The sequence below is a fragment of the Stagnimonas aquatica genome (assembly GCF_003730135.1).
GTDB lineage: Bacteria > Pseudomonadota > Gammaproteobacteria > Nevskiales > Nevskiaceae > Stagnimonas > Stagnimonas aquatica.
Genome location: NZ_RJVO01000002.1, coordinates 322031 through 342691 on the forward strand (window position 1 = coordinate 322031; position 20661 = coordinate 342691).

Genomic DNA, 20661 nt, shown 5'->3' on the forward strand with positions numbered 1-20661 from the left:
CTTTACTTGTTGATGGTGACCAAGGCGGCCGCAGAGAGCGCCAGGTTGGAAACGATGCCTGCGATGCGTTCGGTCAACAGCAGTCCGGTAAGCGGAGCTGCGTCGCGAGGCACCACGATGACGCTGCCCGGCGGGATAGCCTCCTGGCGATAGTTCCAGGCGGAGATCTGCAACGGTCGGGCGGAGCCGTCGGGAAGTACGAGGAACAAACGCTTCTGGTCTGCGGACTTGCTGAAGCCGCCGGTTTGGCGAAGGTAATCCCGCGCGGTCGCACTGCTTCGGAACGCCAAGGTGCCCGGATTCAGCACCTGTCCGGTTACGGTGACGGCACTTGGGCGCTTCGGGACGTAGAGCTCGTCTCCAGGTTCCAGCAACAGGTTGTCTTCCGGTTGCGCACTCAGCAGGGTCGGGTCGGCCTGGATCACGATTCGGCCAACTGGCGGCGTGGTTTCCAGGCGGTTCAGCAGGTCACCCAAGAATGCAGCCGACTGCCCCTGTACCTGATTGAGAACCCCCTTGGTGGTCGCCGTAGCCAGCGCATCGCGCAGGTCATTGGCCGCGCGGCGGTTGGACTCGGCCTCGGCCCGGCGCGCGCTCTCACGTATAAACACCGCTCCGTAGGGATACGCGGTTTCGCTGAGTCCGCCCGCCCGCGCCAGCACCTCGGCGAGACGCTCGCCGCGGGAGATCAGATAACGCCCAGGAAAGCGGACCTCGCCACGCAAGGTGATCGCCCCGACCTCTGGGAGGCTCCGTCCAGGCCGCAGCTGGTAGATCTCGCCCGGCCGCACCACACGGCTGCGCTCGGCGGGGTCAAGTTCGAAGGTCTGGAACCGCGACGCACCGCCGTCATCAGCATTGCTCGCCGCGAATAGGTCGAGCTTGGTGCCATCCGCTTCATCAGTGGCACCACCCGCACTGGCCAACAGGCGCTCGTAGCTGACACCATCCGGCACCGGATAGAGGCCGGGACGCCGTACTTCGCCGATCAGACTGACGCCACGCTCCAGCAGATAGACCAGGGCTGTCGGCGCCTCGCGAAACACCGAGGGGCATTCCTTGAGTTTCGAGATTTCCGCCTCGCCATTTGCGGCAGCAGTGATGGTGTCCGCACCGGCCTGAACCGTCCGTGCCGGGGCATCGGCAGCCACCTCCAGACTATCTATTGCCGGTGCTCTATCGCTCGCCCCGGAGTTCCCCATACTGCCTCGCTGCCGTTGCGGGCCAACCTCGGTTTCGCGCCCTTTCTCGGCACTCAGCATCATGCGAATGGTCAGCGCGCGCGCCGAAGTCGCGATTTTCGCCACCTCGACCAGTGCTGGACAGATGCCCTCGGGCCTAGTGGCGCGTTGATCGCGGGAATCCTGGTCCGCGCCAGCAAACAGGGGCTCTACGCTCTGATGCTGCGGCAGGCGCGTCGAAGGCGGGTAAGCCGCTTGGGCCTTGTATGAACGACGATCCTGGCTGCTTAGGGGAACAATCGGCGGCAACTCACCGCGCAGGGCGGCACTGACTTCCGGCGCGGCGAGATACTCAATGTGACCGCGATTGAGGATCACCACCCGGTCTTCGGGACGCAGGGGCATATCCTGAGCGCCGGCGCGAACCGCCTGGAGATCGAAAGCTGACCACTCGCGCAGACCTGATACCGGGTTGCTGCGCTCAATCAGTCCCAATACTGGGTACAACTCCAATCCGGCCTGGCTGGGGCGCACCTGCGCGAGCGAAAGCAAGCGGGACAGATTCATTCCCTCAGACCAAGCATAGGGGCCGGGGTACCGCACATGCCCAAGAACTGCCACCCGGTTGTCCACCTGCCCCGATACCGACTGCACATGCAGACGGTCGCCATCACGTAGTTCGATCTCCTGGTTTGCCGGCAGCGACAGATCCAGTTCCTGAAGGCTCCTCTGCCCATCGCGGTTCACCCGATCCAGCAGCACCTGTCCCCGTCTGGCCTCGGCGGAAAGACCACCCGCCATCTCCAGCGCGGCTTTAAGGCGCAAGCTGCCCTTGAGCTCGTAGACTGCGGGACGCTTAACCGAACCGGCGACCGACAAACGACCCGCCACGGCGGGGATGAAGATCACGTCTCCAGACTGAAGTCGCAGATCGTCCCGGGCGTCGCCTCCCAGCAGAAAATCGTAGAGATCGAGTGTGCGCACCACCCTGCCCTCCCGCTTCAGCTGGATGTTGCGCAGCGATCCGGAAAGCGCCACGCCGCCGCCAGCGAACAAGGCTTGGCTGATGGTCGACTGCCCGCTGACCGAGTAGGCGCCAGGACGTTGGGCATCACCCAGCACAAAGACCTGCATGCTACGCAACGGTCCAAGGGTGACGTTGGCCTGCACTCCGATCAGCTCTTTGCTCACCCGACGCTCAATCAGTTGCCGGACATCATCGAGCCGCAGGCCCGCCACTTGGATAGGGCCGAGCTTGGGAAAATTGATGGCACCGTCCCGGATGACCAAAAGGTTCAGGGTCTCGTTCTGATTCCCGAACAGTTGCACCCGCACCACATCGCCCGGCCCAAGCAAATACTCCGAAGGGGTGGGAATGTTGGCTGCGGGAGCGTTGGCAAGCTTGCCGCCAAACAAGGCGTACCCGAATAGGGGGAGGCCGGTTGTCTCGTCGTAAGCCTCGGCAGCCTGGTCCTGCTTGGCGGGGGAAGCATCGCCAGCCCCGGAAGTCAACCCTGCTGACCGCGCACCTACGCCGGACTGGTTGCCAAGCGAACGAGCGCCACTCTGGGCGGCATCTTCGCCAAGCACGGCGGTATCCGAGCTTTCGCCGCGACTGCCCTGAACCGCTTGCAGCGCCCTCTGCCGATCCTCGGCAGACAAGCCCTGCAACAAGCTCAAATCAGCGGCGGTCTGCGCGAGGACAGTCGGGGACAAAAAAACGACGCCCAGCAGTAGCCAGCGTGCGAGAGAGGGTGAGCGCATGATCGAATTTGGGCTTATGGAGGTATCGGAAGTCAAAAACTTTTGCCCCGATCAGTTCCGATTTTAGGAAATCTGGGGCAATATAGATACGCGCTGGCAGAGTTGGAAAGTTAAAACTCCAACTTTCTTCTAGGCTCTGTTAGTGCGAATGCTGACTGGGACATAAATCCAATTTCTTCCGCGGAGCCACTGAATATGAAGAAGCAACTTGCAATCGCCCTGCTGGGCATGATCGCTGCCACCTCAGCCTCTGCAGAAACCGAGATTCTGCCGGGCGTGAGCACCGCCACCGCCACCGCAGTCGGAGCGACTGTTCTGGTTGCCACACTGGTTGCCGTTACCACCGACGACAACAACCCGGAAGGCACCAGCACTTCGACCGCTACTAGCACTTCTACTGCTACTAGCACTGCTACTAGCACTTCGACCGCTACTAGCACTTCGACCGCTACCCGCCGCTAAGGCTCAAGTAGAAAAAAAACCGCGCCTCGGCGCGGTTTTTTTGTAAATGAGGGTCGAAGCAAGCCGTTCAGACACTCAGATATTCAAGTGTCAGTTCGACATCAAGGTCCAAGTGCTGCGTTGATCGCAGCACGAAGCCCGAGGCAGGATCAAGGTAGTAGCGATTGGACCACTGCAGTCGCAGTCGGGGCAGACGCACGGTCTCAGTCCAGACGGCGGCCGACTGAGGCCGGTCCAAAACCTGCAGCGCTTCCTTGCCCAAATAGTCCATCCGGTGCTCGGTCACAATGCCATAGCGATCCGGCCCCAGATCCAGCTGCCGACTGAACTGGTAGCTCTTCCCCGGATCAAGGCGGCTGCCCAGGGGATCCTGCCACTTCAGCGGAACATTTCCGAGAACGTCGGAGGCGAAGCCTCGGCTGCGAACAACCCGGCCGGCATCCAGGACCAGTAGCACGCCGTTGCTGGAAAGCCAGCGCTCCTGACCTCCTTCTCGATCATCGAGATACATCAAGCCCTTGAGGCCGCCACGAACCTGCATACCCAGTAACGGCTTGGGAAATGCGCGAATCCTGGCTACGGACAGCGGGTACTCAGCCTTGGCCCGCTGGATGTCTCGATAACCCTGGAGCATCTGGCCCATGCTCGAATTGGGCGAGCAGCCAGAGACAGCAAGCCCACCGAGCCCAAGCAATACCGACCGGCGCCGGAAGTTAATCACGTTCGTCGTCTACACCCGGCGGCCAGCGGTATTCACCAAATCAACGCCGGTCGCGCTTGGCGCCGGTGCGCAGGCGCAAGGCGTTCAGGCGGATGAAACCTTCCGCGTCCTTCTGGTTGTAAGCGCCCTTGTCGTCCTCGAAGGTCGCGACGCGGGCGTCGAACAGCGAGTCCTTGGAGCGGCGGCCGGCGTTGTAGACATTGCCCTTGTAGAGCTTCAGCCGCACCTCGCCATTGACCTTCTGCTGGGTGTCGTCGATCAGCGCCTGCAGGGCGCGGCGCTCGGGGCTGAACCAGTAGCCGTTGTAGATCAGGCTGGCGTACTTGGGCATCAGCTCGTCCTTGAGGTGCGCCTGCTCGCGGTCGAGGGTGATGCTCTCGATGGCGCGGTGGGCCTTGAGCAAGATGGTGCCACCCGGGGTTTCGTAGCAGCCGCGCGACTTCATGCCGACGTAGCGGTTCTCGACGATGTCGAGACGGCCGATGCCGTGCTTGCCGCCCAGTTCGTTGAGCGTCGCCAGCACCTTGTAGGGCTTCATGCGCTTGCCGTTGATGGCCACCACATCGCCCTTCTCGAACTTGAGGGTGATGTACTCCGGCGTGGCGGGCGCGTCCTCGGGATTCTTGGTCCAGCGCCAGATGCTGTCGTCCGGCACCCACCAGGGGTCTTCCAGACCGCCACCCTCGTAGGAGATGTGCAGGGCGTTGGCGTCCATCGAATAGGGTGAGCCGCCGCCCTTCTTCTTGGTGATCGGGATCTTGTGCTTGGCGGCGTAGGCCAGCAGCGTCTCGCGGCTGGTCAGGTCCCACTCGCGCCAGGGCGCGATGACCTTGATGTTGGGATTGAAGTGGTAGGCGCCCAGCTCGAAGCGCACCTGGTCGTTGCCCTTGCCGGTGGCGCCGTGGGCGATGGCGTCGCAGCCGGTGGCGGCGGCGATCTCCATCAGCCGCTTGGCGATCAGCGGGCGGGCGATGGAGGTGCCGAGCAGGTACTCGCCCTCGTAGATGGCGTTGGCGCGGAACATCGGGAAGACGAAATCGCGGACGAACTCCTCGCGCAGGTCGTCGATGAAGATTTCCTTCACGCCCAGCGCCTTCGCCTTCGGCCGCACATGGTCCAGTTCCTCGCCCTGACCGATGTCGGCGGTGAAGGTCACCACCTCGCAGTTGTAGGTGTCCTGCAGCCACTTGAGGATGACGGAGGTGTCCAGGCCGCCCGAATAGGCGAGCGCGACCTTGCGGACGGTGTTCTTGTTGGAGGCCATGTCTGTACGAGCGTTGGAGGGGACGGCGCGCGGATTATAGGGGCGCCGCCCCGCCACCGCGCCCTATTTCCAACTGGCCTGGAACGACAGCAGCAGCACGCGGCCGGTGATCTGCTGGCCGACGAAGCTGTTGTTGAACACGCTGTGGTCGAACACCAGGTCGAGCTTGCGCTCGTCGGTGAGGTTGCTGCCGCTGGCGACAATCGCCCAGCGCCGGCTCTTGGGCGCGAGCACCAGCCGCGAGCCGAGCAGGGTGTAGCCGGCCTGGTGGCTGTGCGGATCGAGATCGGTCGCCGAGTACTGGTCGCCCCGGTAGCTGACATCGACCGACCAGGCCAGGCCCAGCGATTCGCTGTAGGGCACCGGGAACAGCAGGGTCGGCGAGGCGCTCAGGGTCACGGTCGGCGCATTGGCGAGCGTGCGGCCGCTGAGGTCCTGGGAGCGACAGCTCGCCGGCTGGTTCTGCGCAGAGCCCTGGCACTCGCTGCGTTGGCTGCGTTCGGCGGCCTCGGTCTGCGACAGCGGTGCCTCCGGATAGCTCAGGTACTCGGCCTTGGAAACCGCCGCCGAGGCGTTGAACTCGAACCAGCGCGCCCGCTTCGGCCGCCAGCGCGCCTCCAGCTCCAGGCCTTGCAGACGCGCTTCGGCGGCGTTGCCGATCACGTAGGTGAAGTCGGTGAGATCGACCACCTGCAGGTTCTGGATGTCGGTGCGGTACAGCGCCAGATTGAGGGTGAGGCTGCGCCCCAGCCAGCGGCTCTTGAGGCCGGCTTCCCAACTGCTGGCGTGCTCGGGCTCGAACTCCAGATTTTCGTTGGTGTCGGCGGCGCCGTTGAAGCCACCGCCCTTGAAGCCGCGCGTCCAGCTCAGGTAGTTCATCAGGTCCGGCGTCCACTGCGCTTCCAGACCGAGCTTGGGCGAGAAGTCCTTCTCCTTGCGCTCGCGGCGGTCGGTGAAGGGATCGGCGCCGACCACCAGGGCCACCACGCCCGGCCCCACCTGCTCGGTGTTGAAGTTGGCCTTCTTGGTCTCCTGCCCCAGGCGACCGCCGAGGATGAGCGCGTAGCGCTCGGTGAAGTGCCAGCTCATCTGGCCGAACAGCGCCTCGCTGTTGGCGTCCTGACGGAAGCCGCGCAGCACGCCGTCGTTGAGCGGCAGGCTGAAATCCGGGATGGCGCCGAGAATGGGATCGAGGAAGTCCGGTGCCGGCAGGCCCAGCACCTCGAAGCCAGCCGGGCTGAGCGCGAAGTTGATCAGGTCGTCGCCGGCATAGTTGTCGAGACTGCTGTGCAGCCGCGCGCGCAGGCCGTAGACACCGAACACCGCGTCCACCGCGCCGCCCAGCCCGAACAGCGATTTGCTGCCGAGGGCAGTGCGCAGTTCCACCGAATCCTGCTGGTAGTCGAGGCTGAAATAGGTGCTGATGATGTCGGCGGCGGTGACATCGGAGTCGATCAGCGCCTGGAACTTGGTGCCGGCATGGCCGCCGATCAGGGTCAGGCTGAAGTCGTCCAGCCCGGCCGGCGCCCGCTGCGGCTCGTAGGCGACCAGCAGTCGCGAGACGTTGGAGTCGCGGTTCACATAGCCCGGCAGGTTGAAGGCGGTGTGGCGGTCCAGCGGATTGTCCTCGGTGCTGGCGTCGAAGCCACGGGCGTAGTCGAGGGCGTCCTGGTCGATGTCGTAGAGCTGCCAGGTGGCGTAGTCCACCTCGGTCTTCGACAACTGGGTGGACAGGCTGATGCGCCAGTCCTCGCTGGGGCGCGCCAGGAACTTCAGGCGGCCGGCGGTCTGCTGCGAGCGGCCCTCGTCGCGATTCAGCGTCGAGTTGTAAATCTCGCCGTTCTGCAACCAGTTCACTCCGGCCAGACGGGCGGCGTAGTCCTCGTCGAACGGCAGGTTGAACATCGTCTCGACCCGGCGCTGCAAGGGCCGGGCACCGGTCAGGGTGACGCTGGCCTGCGGCTGGCCGACCGGCTCGGCGGTCTGGAAGTTGATGACGCCAGCGATGGTGTTCTTGCCGAACAGGGTGCCCTGGGTGCCGCGCAGCACCTCCACCCGGTCGAGGTCGAACAGACCGTCGGGGATGAACTCCGGCCGACCCAGCGAGAGATCGTCGAACACCAGGCCCACCGAGGGCTCGAAGCCGACGTTGTCGGTCTCGGTGAAGAAACCACGGATGCCGATCACCGGCGCCTGAGGATCGCTGTCGATCTCGACGTTGGCGACGAAGTTCTCCAGGCCACCGGCATCGAAGCTGCCGGCCTGCGCCAGGGTGTCGCCGCTGACCACGCCGACCGAGACCGGCACCTTCTGCAGGCTCTGCTTCTTCTTCTGGGCGGTGACCACCACGTCCTGCAAGCGGGTGTTCTCGGCCAGCGCCTCGCTGGCGGCCGGTGCCGGGGTCTCGGGCAGGGCCTGGACCGGGATGTCGGCCAGCGGCGGCTCGGGCGGCGCCTCCTGGGCCAGCAGCTTGGTCGCCAGCAGGGACAGGGCGAGGGCACACAGCCAAGGGCGGCGACCGCGAGCGCGGCGCGTGGACAGCGGAAACATGACAGGACCATCCATGGAATAGGGGTGCCGACACCATACAAAGAGCGCGCCACTGCCGGCCAGCCGGCGCCGGTAAATCCGGCCCTCCCGTATCATGTCGCGCCCCGACTCCCACCCGCCTTTCCCATGCAGCAGCTCAAGCACACCTTCCGAGGCTTTCTGCCGGTGGTGGTGGATGTCGAAACCGGCGGCTTCAATGCCCGCACCGATGCCCTGCTGGAAGTGGCGGCGGTGATCCTCGGCACCGAGGACGACGGTCGTCTGGTGCGGCGGCAGACGGTGTTCGCCCAGGTCGAACCCTTCCCCGGCGCCAACATCGAGAAGGCGGCGCTGGAGGTCAACGGCATCAAGATCGACAACCCCCTGCGCATGGCGGTGCCGGAGCGGGAGGCGCTGGACAAGCTGTTCCGGCCGATCCGCAACGCGGTGTCCGAGAACGGTTGCAGCCGGGCAGTGCTGGTCGGCCACAACGCCCATTTCGACCTGGGCTTCGTCAATGCCGCCGTGGAGCGCAGCGGCATCAAGCGCAATCCCTTTCACCCATTCTCGGTGTTCGATACCGCCACCCTCGGTGGCGTGCTGCTCGGCCAGACCGTGCTGGCCAAGGCCCTGGAGGCCACCGGCCTGGGCCACGACACCCGCGAGGCGCATTCGGCGATCTACGACGCCGAGAAGACCGCCGACCTGTTCTGCCTGCTCTACAACAGCGCCCGCGAGGTCCGCCAGCAACTGCTGCTGCGGGCTGGCGAGGGCGGCGAACCGGCCTGAAGCCGGCCGCCAGCAGGCCAGGACCGGCGCCGCCGCAAGACTTTGTGTGGCAGGCTCCATAAAATAGTGCGTTGCACCATCGCCCTCGCCGCGCCCACCGCCATGCCGTCTGCCCCGCTGTTTGCCGCGCCGCGCCGCGCCCTCGCGCTGCTCTCCCTGCTGGCGCTGCTGTGCGCGCCCGCAGCGCAGGCCGGCTTCGGTTTCGAGGATGTCGCCAAGCGGGCCCAGCGGCTGTCGCAGTCCAGCTATTCGCCGCCCGACACCGAACTGCCCAAGGAGCTGCGCGAGCTGAGCTACGACCAGTACCGCGACATCCGCTTCAAGCCGGAGCGCGCGATCTGGCGCGGCAACAAGCTGCCGTTCGAGCTGCAACTGTTCCACCCCGGGCTGTACTACACGACGCCAGTCAAGATCTCGATGATCTCCGGCGGCGTCGCCCGACCGCTGCAGTTCGACCCCAGCTACTTCGACTACGGCAAGAACAACCTCGACAAGACCCGGCTCAAGGGCGTCGGCTATGCCGGGTTCCGCGTCCACTACCCGCTCAACTCGACGCAGTACAAGGACGAGCTGCTGGTGTTCCAGGGGGCGAGCTACTTCCGCGCGCTCGGCGAGAAGCAGCGCTACGGCCTGTCGGCGCGCGGCCTGGCGGTGGACACCGGCCTGGCGGCCGGCGAGGAATTCCCCAGCTTCACCGACTTCTGGATCGAAGTCCCCAGCGCCAAGTCGCAGAGCCTGACCATCTACGCCCTGCTCAACTCCCGGCGGGTGACCGGCGCCTACAAGTTCGTGGTCCGACCCGGCGCCGACACGGTGATGGACGTACAGGCGCGGCTGTTCCTGCGCGACAGCGTCGGCAAGCTGGGCCTGGCGCCGCTGACCAGCATGTTCTATCACGGCTCCAACCAGACCCGGGTCGCCGAGGACTACCGTCCGGAAGTGCACGATTCCGACGGCCTGCTGGTCGCCAATTCCAACGGCGAGTGGATCTGGCGGCCGCTGGTCAACCCGCGCCGGCTGATCGTCACCAGCTTCGGCCTGACCAATCCCAAGGGCTTCGGCCTGATCCAGCGGCGCCGCGATTTCGCCCATTACGAGGATCTGGAGGCCCGCTACGACCTGCGCCCCAGCGCCTGGGTGGAGCCCAAGGGCGCCTGGGGCGCCGGCCGCGTCGAGCTGGTGCTGATCCCCAGCCCGGACGAAACCAACGACAACATCGTCGCCTACTGGGTGCCGAACGCACCGCCGGCGCCCGGCCAGGCCATGGACCTGCAGTACCAGTTGCGCTGGCAGTTGCACGACCCGGCGAACAGCGGTGTCGCGCGGGTGTTGCAGACCCGGCGCGGCCACGGCTACATCAAGACCGTGGACGACACCCAGCGGCTGATCGTCGATTTCGACGCGCTGCCGGCGCCGGTCGCGGCTACCGACGGCAAGACCAAGACCGCGAAGGGCAAGAAGGCCAAGCCCGAGCCCGCCCCGGCGCCCGAGCCGGTCAACGGCGTGCTCTGGCTGGACGACAACGCCGAGCTGCTGGAGCGGCAGACCTTCCGCAACGAGGTCACCGGCGGCTGGCGCATGAGCTTCCGCTTCCGGCGCCGCGACAACGACAAGCCGGTGGAGATGCGCGCCTACTTGAAGCGCGGCAATGCCCAGGTCTCCGAGACCTGGAGCTACGTCTACCCGCCGAGCTGAGGCCCGCGATCCGACGATGGCTGCCCCCGATCCCCGCTCCGCCGCGCGCGACTACCTGAACGAGCTGCCGCTGCTGGCCGCGCAGACCCGGCAACTGGCGGAGCAGATCGACGGCGCCGAGCCGGCCCAGGCGCTGCCGGCGCTGAACCAGGGCCTGGTGGCGCTGACCGCCGCCCGCGACCCGCTGGAAGCGCGGCTGCAACTGGCCCTGGGCAGCACGGCGCCGATCCAGCACGACAGCCGTGGCACCACCCGGCTGATCACCACACCGCCGCTGGCGCGCGCCAGCATGTCGCCCACGCCCTGGTCGGCCAATCCGCTGCGGCGGGTGATCGAGGCGGCACGCGCCTGGCTGCTGGGCCGACGCGGTCTGCAACCGATCGGTGACGCCGCTCCCGATCAGGCCCCGGGAGAGGCTCAGGGGCGGCGCTCGCGCTGGCGCAGTGCCGGCCGCAACCGCCGCTTCGTGCTCGCCCTGCTGACGGTCGGACAGGCGCTGGCGGCGACCTACTACATGCGCGCCATCCTGCCCTACAAGGGCACGCTGGCCATCGAACACTGGCTGGTTGCCGCCATCCTCAGCCTCTACCTGATCCTGTTCATGTGGGTCGGCCTGGGCTTCTGGACCGCGCTGATGGGCTTCATGGTGCTGCTCAAGGGCGGCGACAAGCACGCCATCGACAGCGGCACCGCCGCCGATCAGGCGATCAATCCCGAGCACCGCTGCGCGATCCTGCTGCCGATCTGCAACGAGGACGTGGCGCGGGTCTTCGCCGGCCTGCGCGCCACCATCGAGTCCACCGACCGCACCGACGCGGCGCGGCAGTTCGACTACTTCATCCTCTCCGACACCGGCGACCCGGACATCCGGGTGGCCGAGCTGGAAGCCTGGCGCGACCTCTGCCAGGCGGTGCAGGGCTATGGCCGGGTGTTCTACCGGCGCCGCACCCACCGCATCAAGCGCAAGAGCGGCAACGTCGCCGACTGGTGCCGGCGCTGGGGCAGCCGCTACCAATACATGGTGGTGATGGATGCCGACAGCGTGATGTCCGGCGCCTGCCTGAAGCGCCTGGTGCAACTGATGGAGGCCCGCCCCGACGCGGGCATCATCCAGACCGCGCCGCGCGCCTCCGGCCGCGAGACCCTGTACTCGCGCATCCAGCAGTTCGCCACCCGCGTCTACGGCCCGCTGTTCACCGCCGGCCTGCACTACTGGCAGCTGGGCGAGAGCCACTACTGGGGCCACAACGCCATCATCCGGGTCGCGCCGTTCATGAAGCACTGCGCGCTCGGCCGCCTGCCCGGACGCGGCGCGCTGTCCGGCGAGATCCTGAGCCACGACTTCGTCGAAGCGGCGCTGATGCGGCGCGCCGGCTGGAGCGTGTGGATCGCCTACGACCTCCAGGGCAGCTACGAGGAAATGCCGCCCAACCTGCTCGACGAATTGAAGCGCGACCGCCGCTGGTGCCAGGGCAATCTGCAGAACTTCCGGCTGTTCTTCACCCGCGGCCTGCACCCCGCGCACCGGGCGGTGTTCATGACCGGCGTGATGGCCTATCTGTCGGCGCCGCTGTGGTTCCTGTTCCTGGCGCTGTCCACCGCCCTGCTCTACGTCAACGTCACCGCCGAGCCGGTGTACTTCAGCCAGCCCTACCAGTTGTTCCCCACCTGGCCGGAGTGGCATCCGGAATGGGCGATGCGCTTGTTCGGCATCACCGCCGGCCTGTTGTTCCTGCCCAAGGTGCTGGCCGCGCTGTTGCTGCTGCTCAAGCCGGCCGAGCGGCGCTGGTTCGGCGGCGGCCTGGCGCTGTCCGCCAGCCTGCTGCTGGAAATGCTGTTCTCGGCGCTGCTGGCGCCGGTGCGCATGCTCTTCCACACCCGCTTCGTCGCCTCGGCGCTGCTGGGCATCGCCATCCAGTGGAAGTCGCCGCCGCGCGAGGATTCGCAGACGCCCTGGAGCGAGGCCCTGCTCCGCCACGGCTGGGGCACGCTGCTGGGCGGCGTCTGGCTGTACGCGGTGTACCGGCTGAATCCGGAATTCATCACCTGGCTGCTGCCGGTGGCCGGCGCCCTGCTGATCTCGATCCCGGCCTCGGTGTTCAGCAGCCGGGTGAGCTGGGGCCGTGCCGCGCGCAGCGCGCGCTTGTTCCTGATCCCCGAGGAAGCCTCGCCACCGCGCGAGCTGCGCCGCCTGAAGGTGCTGCTGCACAGCTCCGAGGACTACGCGCAGGGCTTCCGGCGGGCGATCCGCTCGCCGCTCACCAATGCCCTGGTGCTGGCGCTCGCCCCCACCCGGATCGCTCGTGCCCATCCGGCCAAGGAGCTGGCCCAGGCGGCCTCGCTGGACCGGCTCGACACCCTCGATGTCTATGCCCGCAACCGCCTGCTCAGCGACCGTGCGGTGCTGGCGGCGATGCACGAGAAGGTCTGGAGCCGCTGAAGTCCTGACTGCCCGGCCGTGCCGGCGTTGTCATGGAGATTTCATCAGGCAGTAAGAAGCGAGCAAGAAACTGGTCATAGATTGCGCAGCATCCTCAAACCGGATGCTGACCATGACCGAGATGATCCAGTTGCTGCCGCAGACCCGCACGCCGCGCTTTGAAGTGCGCTTCGCGGAAACCGAGGCCGAGATCCTGGCCACCCAGCAATTGCGCTACCGCATCTTCGCCGGCGAACTGGGCGCGCAGATCGACGGCGGCGACGCCGGCATCGACGCCGACCAGTACGACGGCCACTGCCGCCACCTGATGGTGCGCGACGCCGACAGCGGCGAGATCGTCGCCTGCACCCGCATCCTCACCGACGCCGCCGCCGAGCGCGCCGGCGGCTTCTATTCGGAGAGCGAGTTCGACCTCGAAATGATCCGCGCCCTGCCCGGCCGGGTGATGGAGATCGGCCGCACCTGCGTCGCCGCCGAGCACCGCAGCGGCGCGGTGATCGCCACCCTCTGGCAGGGCATCGCCGAGACCATCACCCGCGAGGGCTACGACTACCTGTTCGGCTGCGCCTCGATCGGCCTGGAAGACGGCGGTGCCGCCGCCCACAGCATCCTCGAAACCCTGCGCGGCAAGTACATGACCGCCGCCTCGCAGCGGGTGCGCCCCTACTACCCGCTGCCGCTGGCCGACCGCCGTCCGGAAGGCGCGGTGCGCATGCCGCCGCTGCTCAAGGCTTACGTCAGCCTGGGCGCGAAGGCCTGCGGCGAGGCCTACTGGGACCGCGACTTCAACTGCGCCGACGTGTTCATGCTGCTCAACGTCAGCGATCTCAACCCGCGCTACGCCCGTCACTTCCTCGGCAAGGGCCGCAGCGAAGCCCGCGAGGCGGTCGCGCTTGCGTAAGGTTCTGGCGGCCTTCTTCGACAGCGGCCTCCCCGGCCGCCGTTTTGCCATGCCTGCACCGACCCCGGTCGACTCCGCCCTCCGCACGAACATGCTCTTCCTGCTGCGCAGCCTGCGTCTGCTGGTGCATATCGCGCTGGGCATGACGCTGGCGACGCTGATCAATCTCGATTTCACCCGTCGCATCGACGCCGACGACTGGGCACGGCGCTGGCTGAAGCGGCTGATGCGCATCCTCGGCATCCGCTTCCGCATCCACGGCAGCCCGGTCGAAGGCGGGCAGCTGATCGTCTGCAACCACGTCTCCTGGCTGGACATCCCCCTGGTCGGCGCAGCGCTGTGCAGTCGCTTCGTCGCCAAGAGCGAGATCCAGCACTGGCCGGTGGCCGGCTGGCTGGCGAAGTGCATCGGCACCTTCTACATCCGGCGCGGCCCCGGCGGCAGCCGGCCGCTGCTGGAAAAGCTGCGTCCGCACCTGCGCGCCGGTGGCTCGGTGGTGATCTTCCCGGAAGGCACCACCACCGACGGCAAGGAGGTACTCGGCTTCCACGCGCGGCTGTTCCAGGGCGCGCTGGACGCCGGCTGCCCGGTGCAGCCGGTGGCGCTGCGCTACGGGACTACGCCCGACGGCCGCGATCTCGCTCCCTTCATCGGCGACGACGACCTGGTCTCGCACATCGTCCGACTGCTCAAGGCGCCGGGGCTGACCGCCGAGCTGCACTACTGCACACCGGTGTTTCCGCAGGAGCAGGACGACCGCCAGAGCCTCGCGCTGCGTGCCGAGGATTCGATCCGCCGGCTGGTGTCGCCGGAGCGGCTGTCGCGCCAGCCGGCGCTGCTGAGGCATCAGCAGCAGGCCCGCGCGGCAGCCTAGGCCGCCGCGACGGCGGCGATTGCCTGCGGCATGATGCCGTCATGTCCGGAAACCCCTTGCTGCTCGATACCGACGAGGCCATCGCCAGCCTGCTCGGCGAGCTTCGCCGGGTCGCGGTGCTCGGCATCAAGACCGAACAGCAACGCGACCAGCCCGCCTACTACGTCGCCGCCGATCTCGCCGCGCGCGGCGTGGAGATCGTGCCGGTGCCGGTCTACTACCCGGAGGCGCGGGAGATCCTCGGCCGACCGGTATACCGCCGGCTGTCCGAGATTCCCGGCCCGGTGGACCTGGTCAACGTGTTCCGCCGCCCGGCCGATCTCGCGGCACATTTCGACGATCTGCGGGCCAAGGCCCCAAGGGCGGTGTGGTTTCAACTGGGCATCCGCAACGACGAGGTGGCGCAGCGTCTGACCGAAGCCGGCATCGCGGTGGTGCAGGACCGCTGCCTGATGGTCGAGTACCGGAACCGGGACCAGCCAGGCCGGTCGCGCGCCTGAGGCCGCACGCAGCGAGCGGTTCTCCCCGAACGACGACCGGGCCTCGGACTCAGTTGTACAAGTGCTCGGCGGCCATCTTCTGCAGTCCGCCACGGTAATAGTCGAAGCGCTGCGCCAGTTCGCGGTAGGTCGCGGTCAGACCGAATTCGTCTGCCAGCGGATGCCGCGAAGCCATGTGGAAGCGCGAGGCGCCCATGTCGCGGTAATAGCCCAGGTTCACCGGCCGGCGCCGGTAGCGGTGCCGGTGCTCGACCCACTCGGCGCAGACGCCGCCGAGGAACAGCGCGTAGTTGGCGATGTGCGCCTGCACCACGAAGCGGCGCGAGGCATCGGCGGCCTGCTCCTCCATCACCAGATCGACCAGATAGTCGTAGGCGGTGTCATCGCCATCCTGCACCCGGCGCAGACGCTCGGCGCGGGCGAACAGGGCCAGCAGATGGGCGATGTAATGCAGGGCCTGCTGCTCCTGGCGATTGCGGCGACCCGGCAAGGCGTTGCGCAGCATCACCTCGAACCAGAGCTGCGGCGATACCGGCAGATCCAGGGTGTCGGCGTCGCGCAGGGCGGCGTAGACGTAGTCGGCGTCGAGCATCGAGTCGAGGGTGTTGAAGAACTGGCCGACCTCGCTGATGGCGCGGGCGACGTCGATCTTCCCCGGGAAGCGCTCGAACAGGAAGTTGAGATCGCGGGCCGGCAAGGGCGGATGGCCCAGCTGGGCGAAATCGGGCGTCTGCATGCGATTGACCTCCGTTGCTGAGCTGCCTTTCCCTGCCTGGAGATTCTGCAAAGTCCAGGCCAGTTCGCCAGCCGGGAATCCGACGCTCCCTGCCTCCCCTGCGTGTAGGGGAAGTGGCGCCGTAGGCGACGGAGGGGTTGCTGCGGATTCGGGATCGCTGGCAACGGCGGAGAACCCCTCTGTCGCTCACGCGACATCTCCCCTGCGCGCAGGGGAGACAGGAGTGGCGTGGGCCGGATTTTGGGGCTAGTGACACCTCTCCCCTGCGCGCAGGGGAGACGGTGTCCGGCTCGATGCTGACCCACTTCTCCGCGCACCTCTCCCCTGCGCGCAGGGGAGACGGAAACGCCGATCAGCTAGCCCGACTGCTGCTCGCGCCAGGCGGAGGGCGCAAGGCCGGTCCAGCGCCGGAACGCGCGGCTGAAGCTGCTGGCATCGGAGAAGCCCAGCAGGAAGGCGATCTCGTTGAGCGAGAGCCGCGCCTCGCGCAAGCGCGCCAGGGCCAGCTCGCGGCGGGTGTCGTCGAGCAGGTTCTCGTAGCGCAGGCCGCGTTCGGCGAGCTTGCGTTGCAGGCTGCGCAGGCTCAGGTGCAGGGCGGCGGCCAGTTCGGCGGCGGTGGGTTCGCCGTCCGGCAGGCGCTCGGCCAGCAGGGCACGCAGCCGCGCCGGCAGGTCGGCCTGGTCCAGCCGCGCCAGCTGCTGCGCGGCCAGGCCCTCGTTGATGCGGGCCAGTTCGGGATTGGCGCCTTCCAGCGGCCGGTCGAAGTCGGCGGCGGCGAACACCAGCCGGTTGTCGGCGGCAGCGAAGGAAACCGGCGCGTGAAAAGCCAGCCGATAGGGCTCGGCCTGCGCCGGCGGTGCGCGCCGCAACTGCACCCGCAGCGGCAGCACGCTGCGGCCGGAGAGCCCGCGCACGGTACGCACCTGCAAGGCGGCGAAGGCATCGGTGGCCTCTTCGGCCGGCGCCGCCTCGCCGCCGACGGTATGCAGCAGCAGATGGCATTCCTCGCCGTGACGCTCCAGCTTCAGCTCGCCGGCGTCGGTGACGATGCGGCAGTAGCGCTCGGCGCGCGCATAGGCCTCGGCGAGGGTGGCGCTGGCCGCCAGCGCATAGCCCAGCGCCTGGAAGGTGGTCGGCTGCACCTGGCGCGCCACCCGCAGTCCGAAGGCGGGGTCGCCACTGGCGGCGACCGCGAGCTGCCAGAGCCGGCGGGTCTGCGCCACCGGCAGACGCGCGTCGGGATCGGCCAGGCGCTCTGGCGCGATGCCGGCCTCGGCCAGCAGCGCCTCGGCATCGAGTCCGGCGGCCAGCAGGGCCTTGCGGATCGCGCGGGTCCAGCTGGCGAGGGCGGTCGGGGTGTCGGGCCTGGCGTCCGTGGTCAAGCGATTGGCGCGCCGGGCTGGGCGCGGGTGAGGGGTTGATCCCTAGAGTCTGCGACACAAACCCTGAGCCCGTCACCGAGCCCCCATGAGCACCGCCCTCCTGACCGACGCCGAGAAGACCGCCCGCATCAAGACCGTGGTCCAGGCCGCTGGCGTCGCCCTGCGCCAGCGCCACCCCTGGCTGCGCCGGCAGGACGCCCTCGGCGCCGCGATCATGGCCTTTGCGCTGGCCGGCATGGGCCTGAGCGGCTGGCTCTACTGGACCGGCGCCATCGCCTGGTGGCTGTGCCTGCCGCTGTCGGCCTTCTTCGCCTCGCTGATCCACGAGCTGGAGCACGACCTCATCCACCTGATGTACTTCCGCAAGAACCCGCTGCCGCACCACCTGATGATGGCGCTGTGCTGGCTGTCGCGGCCGGGCACCATCAATCCCTGGATTCGCCGCAAGCTGCACTTCCAGCACCACAAGTATTCGGGCAGCCACCGCGATCTCGAAGAGCGCGGCATCACCAACGGCCAGCCCTGGGGTTTCAAGCGCTTCCTGATGCTCGGCGACTGGCTGCTGGCGCTGTGGCTGCGGGTGCCGCAGATGCCCAACACCAAGCGCAAGCTGCTGCTCGCCTTGGTGGCGCCGCTGGGCTACTTCCCGATGGGCTGGATCCACCTCGCCATCTGGTACTGCTTCCTGGGTTTCCATGGCGCCAACCTCTACGCCGTGCTGAGCGGCAGCGAGATCGCCTGGAGTGCCACAACGCTGGCGCGCATGCCCTGGATCGACCTCGCCACCGTGGTCTGGGTCGGGCCCAATCAGTTGCGCATGTTCTGCCTGCATTTCGTCAGCTCCAACATGCACTACTACGGCGATGTCGAAGCGGACAACGTGATCCAGCAGACCCAGGTGCTGAATCCCTGGTGGCTGCTGCCGTTCCAGTTGTTCTGCTTCAACTTCGGCAGCACCCACGCCATCCATCACTTCGTGGTGAAGGAGCCCTTCTACATCCGCCAGTGGACGGCGAAGCAGGCGCACGCGGTGATGCGCGAGATGGGCGTGCGCTTCAACGACACCGGCAGCTTCGCGCGCGCCAACCGCTGGCAGCGCGGCGCCGAGCCGGCGTCGGCACAGGTCAGTGGTCTGGCGCTGCGGTAGCGCCACGGGCCGACCGATACAACCCGCACATCCTGCCGCTCACCCTTTGCGGGGAGGCCGGCGCGATTCGCGAGCGCGTAGAGTCTGCTCCAGAGCCGCGAGTCCACGGCCTGGAGGAGAACCATGAAGACCCACCCCCTGGGCGGCCTGCGCGGCTCGGTGCGGCTGGCCGGCGTCGGCTTCGAGCAGATCACCACCCGCGTTCAGGAGTTTCACCGGGCGATCGCCGACATGCCGTTCAACACCGCAGCGGCGCTGCCCGGCATCGAGCCCGGCGCGCGCTCGGCCAAGCAGCTGCACGACAGCATCACCGACGGCGTCTACGCGGCGGTACGCGGGATCGGCGGCGGCCTGTTCAAGCTCGCCGAGGGCAGCCTGAAGGCGGCCGAGCGCAACTTCCAGCCGGCCAGCCGCCAGGCCCTGGCGCTGACGCCGGCGGCCTTGGCGCGCGACAACCTGGTGAGCGCGGTCAGCGGCCTGGTCGGCGACTTCATGGCACAGGAGCGCAATCCGCTGGCGGTGCGCATGGGCTTCTACCGCGAAGGTCACCGCCGCGCGCTGACGCCGGCGGCGCTGGCCGCCGCCTACCCCGAAGCCAGCGGCCGGCTGGTGGTGTTCATCCACGGCCTCTGCTGCAACGAGCACACCTGGCGCTTCTACCAGAACCCCGACGACCCGGAGACCCGCCCCTACGGCGACCGTCTGGACGAGGCCGGCTGGACCTCGCTGTACCTGCGCTACAACAGCGGCCTGCGCATCTCCATGAACGGCCGCCAGTTGGCGCGCCAGCTGCAGAAGCTGGTCGAGGCCTGGCCGGTGCCGGTACGCGAGATCGCCCTGATCGGCCACAGCATGGGCGGACTGGTGGCGCGCTCGGCCTGCTATGCCGGCGGTAAGTCGCAACTGGGCTGGACCACCAAAGTCAGCCAGGTGATCTGCCTGGGCTCGCCGCACACCGGTGCGCCGCTGGCACGCGGCGCGCATCTCGCCGCCAATGCGCTGGAGATGTTCCCACTGTCGCGGCCGGTCGCCAAGGTGCTCAATGTGCGCAGCGTCGGCATCCGCGACCTGCGCCACGGCTACATCGCCGACGAGGACTGGCGCGGCCGCCCGGAGAATGCCCTCAATGCCGAGGCGCTGACGCCGATCCCGCGCCTGCCCGGCGCGCGCTACCACTTCATCGGCAGCAGCTTCGGCACCGACGAGCACGATCTGGTCGGCAAGGTGCTGGGCGACGGTCTGGTGCTGCTGCCCAGCGCCACCGCGCGGCATCTCGCCGATGCCGACACCGCCGTGCTCTACCGCGCCCACCACATGAGCCTGCTCAATCATCCGGTGATCTATGCCCAGATCGCGGCGCGACTGGGCCTGCGCAAGCCGGCGGCGCGGCGGCGGCACGCCCCCTCCTGAAGGAGGAGTCGGGGCGGGCAGGCAGCGCATACAATTCGGTCCCGATTTTTACCCCCAACTACAACGCGGATCAGGAGAACAAGATGCGTATCGAAGGTTCCAGCTTCATTGTCACCGGCGGGGCTTCCGGCCTGGGCGGCGCCACCGCCCGCCGTCTGGTCGCCCTGGGCGGCAAGGTGGTGATCGCCGACCTCAACGAAGCCCTCGGCCAGCAGCTCGCCGCCGAGCTGGGCGACCACGCCCGCTTCTGCAAGGTCAACGTCACCTCCGAAGCCGACGCCCAGGCGGCGGTGGCGCTGGCACAGAGCGCCTTCGGCGGCCTGCACGGCCTCATCAACTGCGCCGGCATCGCCACCGGCGACCGGGTGGTCGGCAAGACCGGCCCGCACAGCCTCGAAGGCTTTGCCCGCACCATCCAGATCAACCTGATCGGCAGCTTCAACATGCTGCGCCTGGCCGCCGACGCCATGGCCAAGCAGGAGCCCAACGAGGGTGGCGAGCGCGGTGTCATCATCAATACCGCCAGCGTCGCCGCCTTCGACGGCCAGATCGGCCAGGCCGCCTACAGCGCCAGCAAGGCCGGCGTGGTCGGCATGACCCTGCCGATCGCCCGCGAGCTGGCCCGTTTCGGCATCCGCATCATGACCATCGCTCCCGGCATCTTCGAGACCGCGATGATGGCCGGCATGGCGCCCAATGTGCGCGCCTCGCTGGAAGCCACCGTGCCCTTCCCGGCCCGCCTCGGCCGCCCCGAGGAGTACGCGCAACTGGTGCAGCAGATCGTCGAGAACGCGATGCTCAACGGCGAGACCATCCGCCTCGACGGCGCCATCCGCATGGCCCCGAAGTAAGCCGTCAGCGCGGCT

16 protein-coding genes are annotated in these 20661 nt (G+C 67.6%); 10 read left to right on the forward strand and 6 right to left on the reverse strand.

Features of this window, described 5'->3' with window-relative positions; genetic code table 11:
• Positions 1-2: 2 nt before the first annotated feature.
• The gene (locus tag ED208_RS05980) at positions 3-2945 is read right to left on the reverse strand and encodes an SLBB domain-containing protein (RefSeq protein ID WP_123210963.1); all 2943 of its coding nucleotides are present in this window, start codon (positions 2943-2945) and stop codon (positions 3-5) included.
• A 195-nt stretch (positions 2946-3140) separates the two neighbouring features.
• Between ED208_RS05980 and ED208_RS17045 the strand changes: the two genes are divergently transcribed.
• Positions 3141-3407 (forward strand): hypothetical protein, encoded by a 267-nt coding sequence (locus ED208_RS17045; protein ID WP_148044701.1) that lies wholly within the window; start codon positions 3141-3143, stop codon positions 3405-3407.
• Between the two features lie 67 nt (positions 3408-3474).
• On the opposite strand, the gene ED208_RS05985 is transcribed toward ED208_RS17045, so the two are convergent.
• The 3 genes from ED208_RS05985 to ED208_RS05995 form a co-directional block, all read right to left on the reverse strand.
• Positions 3475-4050 carry a YjbF family lipoprotein gene (locus ED208_RS05985; protein WP_123210964.1) on the reverse strand — a complete coding sequence of 192 codons (576 nt, stop codon included), beginning with the start codon at positions 4048-4050 and terminating at the stop codon, positions 3475-3477.
• A gap of 118 nt (positions 4051-4168) precedes the next feature.
• Positions 4169-5392 (reverse strand): argininosuccinate synthase, encoded by a 1224-nt coding sequence (locus tag ED208_RS05990; RefSeq protein ID WP_123210965.1) that lies wholly within the window; start codon positions 5390-5392, stop codon positions 4169-4171.
• A 63-nt stretch (positions 5393-5455) separates the two neighbouring features.
• Positions 5456-7942 carry a TonB-dependent receptor gene (locus ED208_RS05995; RefSeq protein ID WP_123210966.1) on the reverse strand — a complete coding sequence of 829 codons (2487 nt, stop codon included), beginning with the start codon at positions 7940-7942 and terminating at the stop codon, positions 5456-5458.
• 126 nt (positions 7943-8068) lie between these two features.
• Between ED208_RS05995 and rnt the strand changes: the two genes are divergently transcribed.
• From rnt to ED208_RS06025, 6 genes are all read left to right on the forward strand, one after another.
• Positions 8069-8710, forward strand: coding sequence for a ribonuclease T (rnt, locus tag ED208_RS06000; protein WP_123210967.1), 642 nt, complete (start codon positions 8069-8071; stop codon positions 8708-8710).
• 102 nt (positions 8711-8812) lie between these two features.
• Complete coding sequence (locus ED208_RS06005; RefSeq protein ID WP_123211225.1) at positions 8813-10405, forward strand: glucan biosynthesis protein G; 1593 nt, start codon at positions 8813-8815, stop codon at positions 10403-10405.
• A 16-nt stretch (positions 10406-10421) separates the two neighbouring features.
• Entirely contained in the window at positions 10422-12845 is a 2424-nt protein-coding gene (mdoH, locus tag ED208_RS06010; protein ID WP_123210968.1) for a glucans biosynthesis glucosyltransferase MdoH, read from the forward strand.
• 112 nt (positions 12846-12957) lie between these two features.
• Positions 12958-13746, forward strand: coding sequence for a GNAT family N-acetyltransferase (locus ED208_RS06015; RefSeq protein ID WP_233574879.1), 789 nt, complete (start codon positions 12958-12960; stop codon positions 13744-13746).
• 91 nt (positions 13747-13837) lie between these two features.
• Positions 13838-14620, forward strand: coding sequence for a lysophospholipid acyltransferase family protein (locus tag ED208_RS06020; protein WP_158608461.1), 783 nt, complete (start codon positions 13838-13840; stop codon positions 14618-14620).
• Between the two features lie 41 nt (positions 14621-14661).
• Positions 14662-15120 (forward strand): CoA-binding protein, encoded by a 459-nt coding sequence (locus ED208_RS06025; protein ID WP_123210970.1) that lies wholly within the window; start codon positions 14662-14664, stop codon positions 15118-15120.
• A 49-nt stretch (positions 15121-15169) separates the two neighbouring features.
• On the opposite strand, the gene ED208_RS06030 is transcribed toward ED208_RS06025, so the two are convergent.
• Both ED208_RS06030 and ED208_RS06035 read right to left on the reverse strand, forming a co-directional pair.
• Positions 15170-15856, reverse strand: a complete 687-nt coding sequence (locus tag ED208_RS06030; protein ID WP_123210971.1) for a hypothetical protein — start codon at positions 15854-15856, stop codon at positions 15170-15172.
• A gap of 356 nt (positions 15857-16212) precedes the next feature.
• Entirely contained in the window at positions 16213-17238 is a 1026-nt protein-coding gene (locus ED208_RS06035; protein WP_123210972.1) for an AraC family transcriptional regulator, read from the reverse strand.
• An 85-nt stretch (positions 17239-17323) separates the two neighbouring features.
• Here ED208_RS06035 and ED208_RS06040 point away from each other — a divergent pair, with 85 nt between their 5' ends.
• From ED208_RS06040 to ED208_RS06050, 3 genes are all read left to right on the forward strand, one after another.
• Positions 17324-18385: a fatty acid desaturase gene (locus ED208_RS06040; protein WP_123210973.1), complete on the forward strand. Its 1062-nt coding sequence runs from the start codon at positions 17324-17326 to the stop codon at positions 18383-18385.
• 123 nt (positions 18386-18508) lie between these two features.
• A complete protein-coding gene (locus ED208_RS06045; protein WP_123210974.1) occupies positions 18509-19795 on the forward strand; it encodes a lipase family alpha/beta hydrolase in 1287 nt (428 codons plus the stop codon).
• An 83-nt stretch (positions 19796-19878) separates the two neighbouring features.
• Positions 19879-20646 (forward strand): 3-hydroxyacyl-CoA dehydrogenase, encoded by a 768-nt coding sequence (locus ED208_RS06050; protein ID WP_123210975.1) that lies wholly within the window; start codon positions 19879-19881, stop codon positions 20644-20646.
• The last annotated feature ends 15 nt before the right edge of the window (positions 20647-20661 follow it).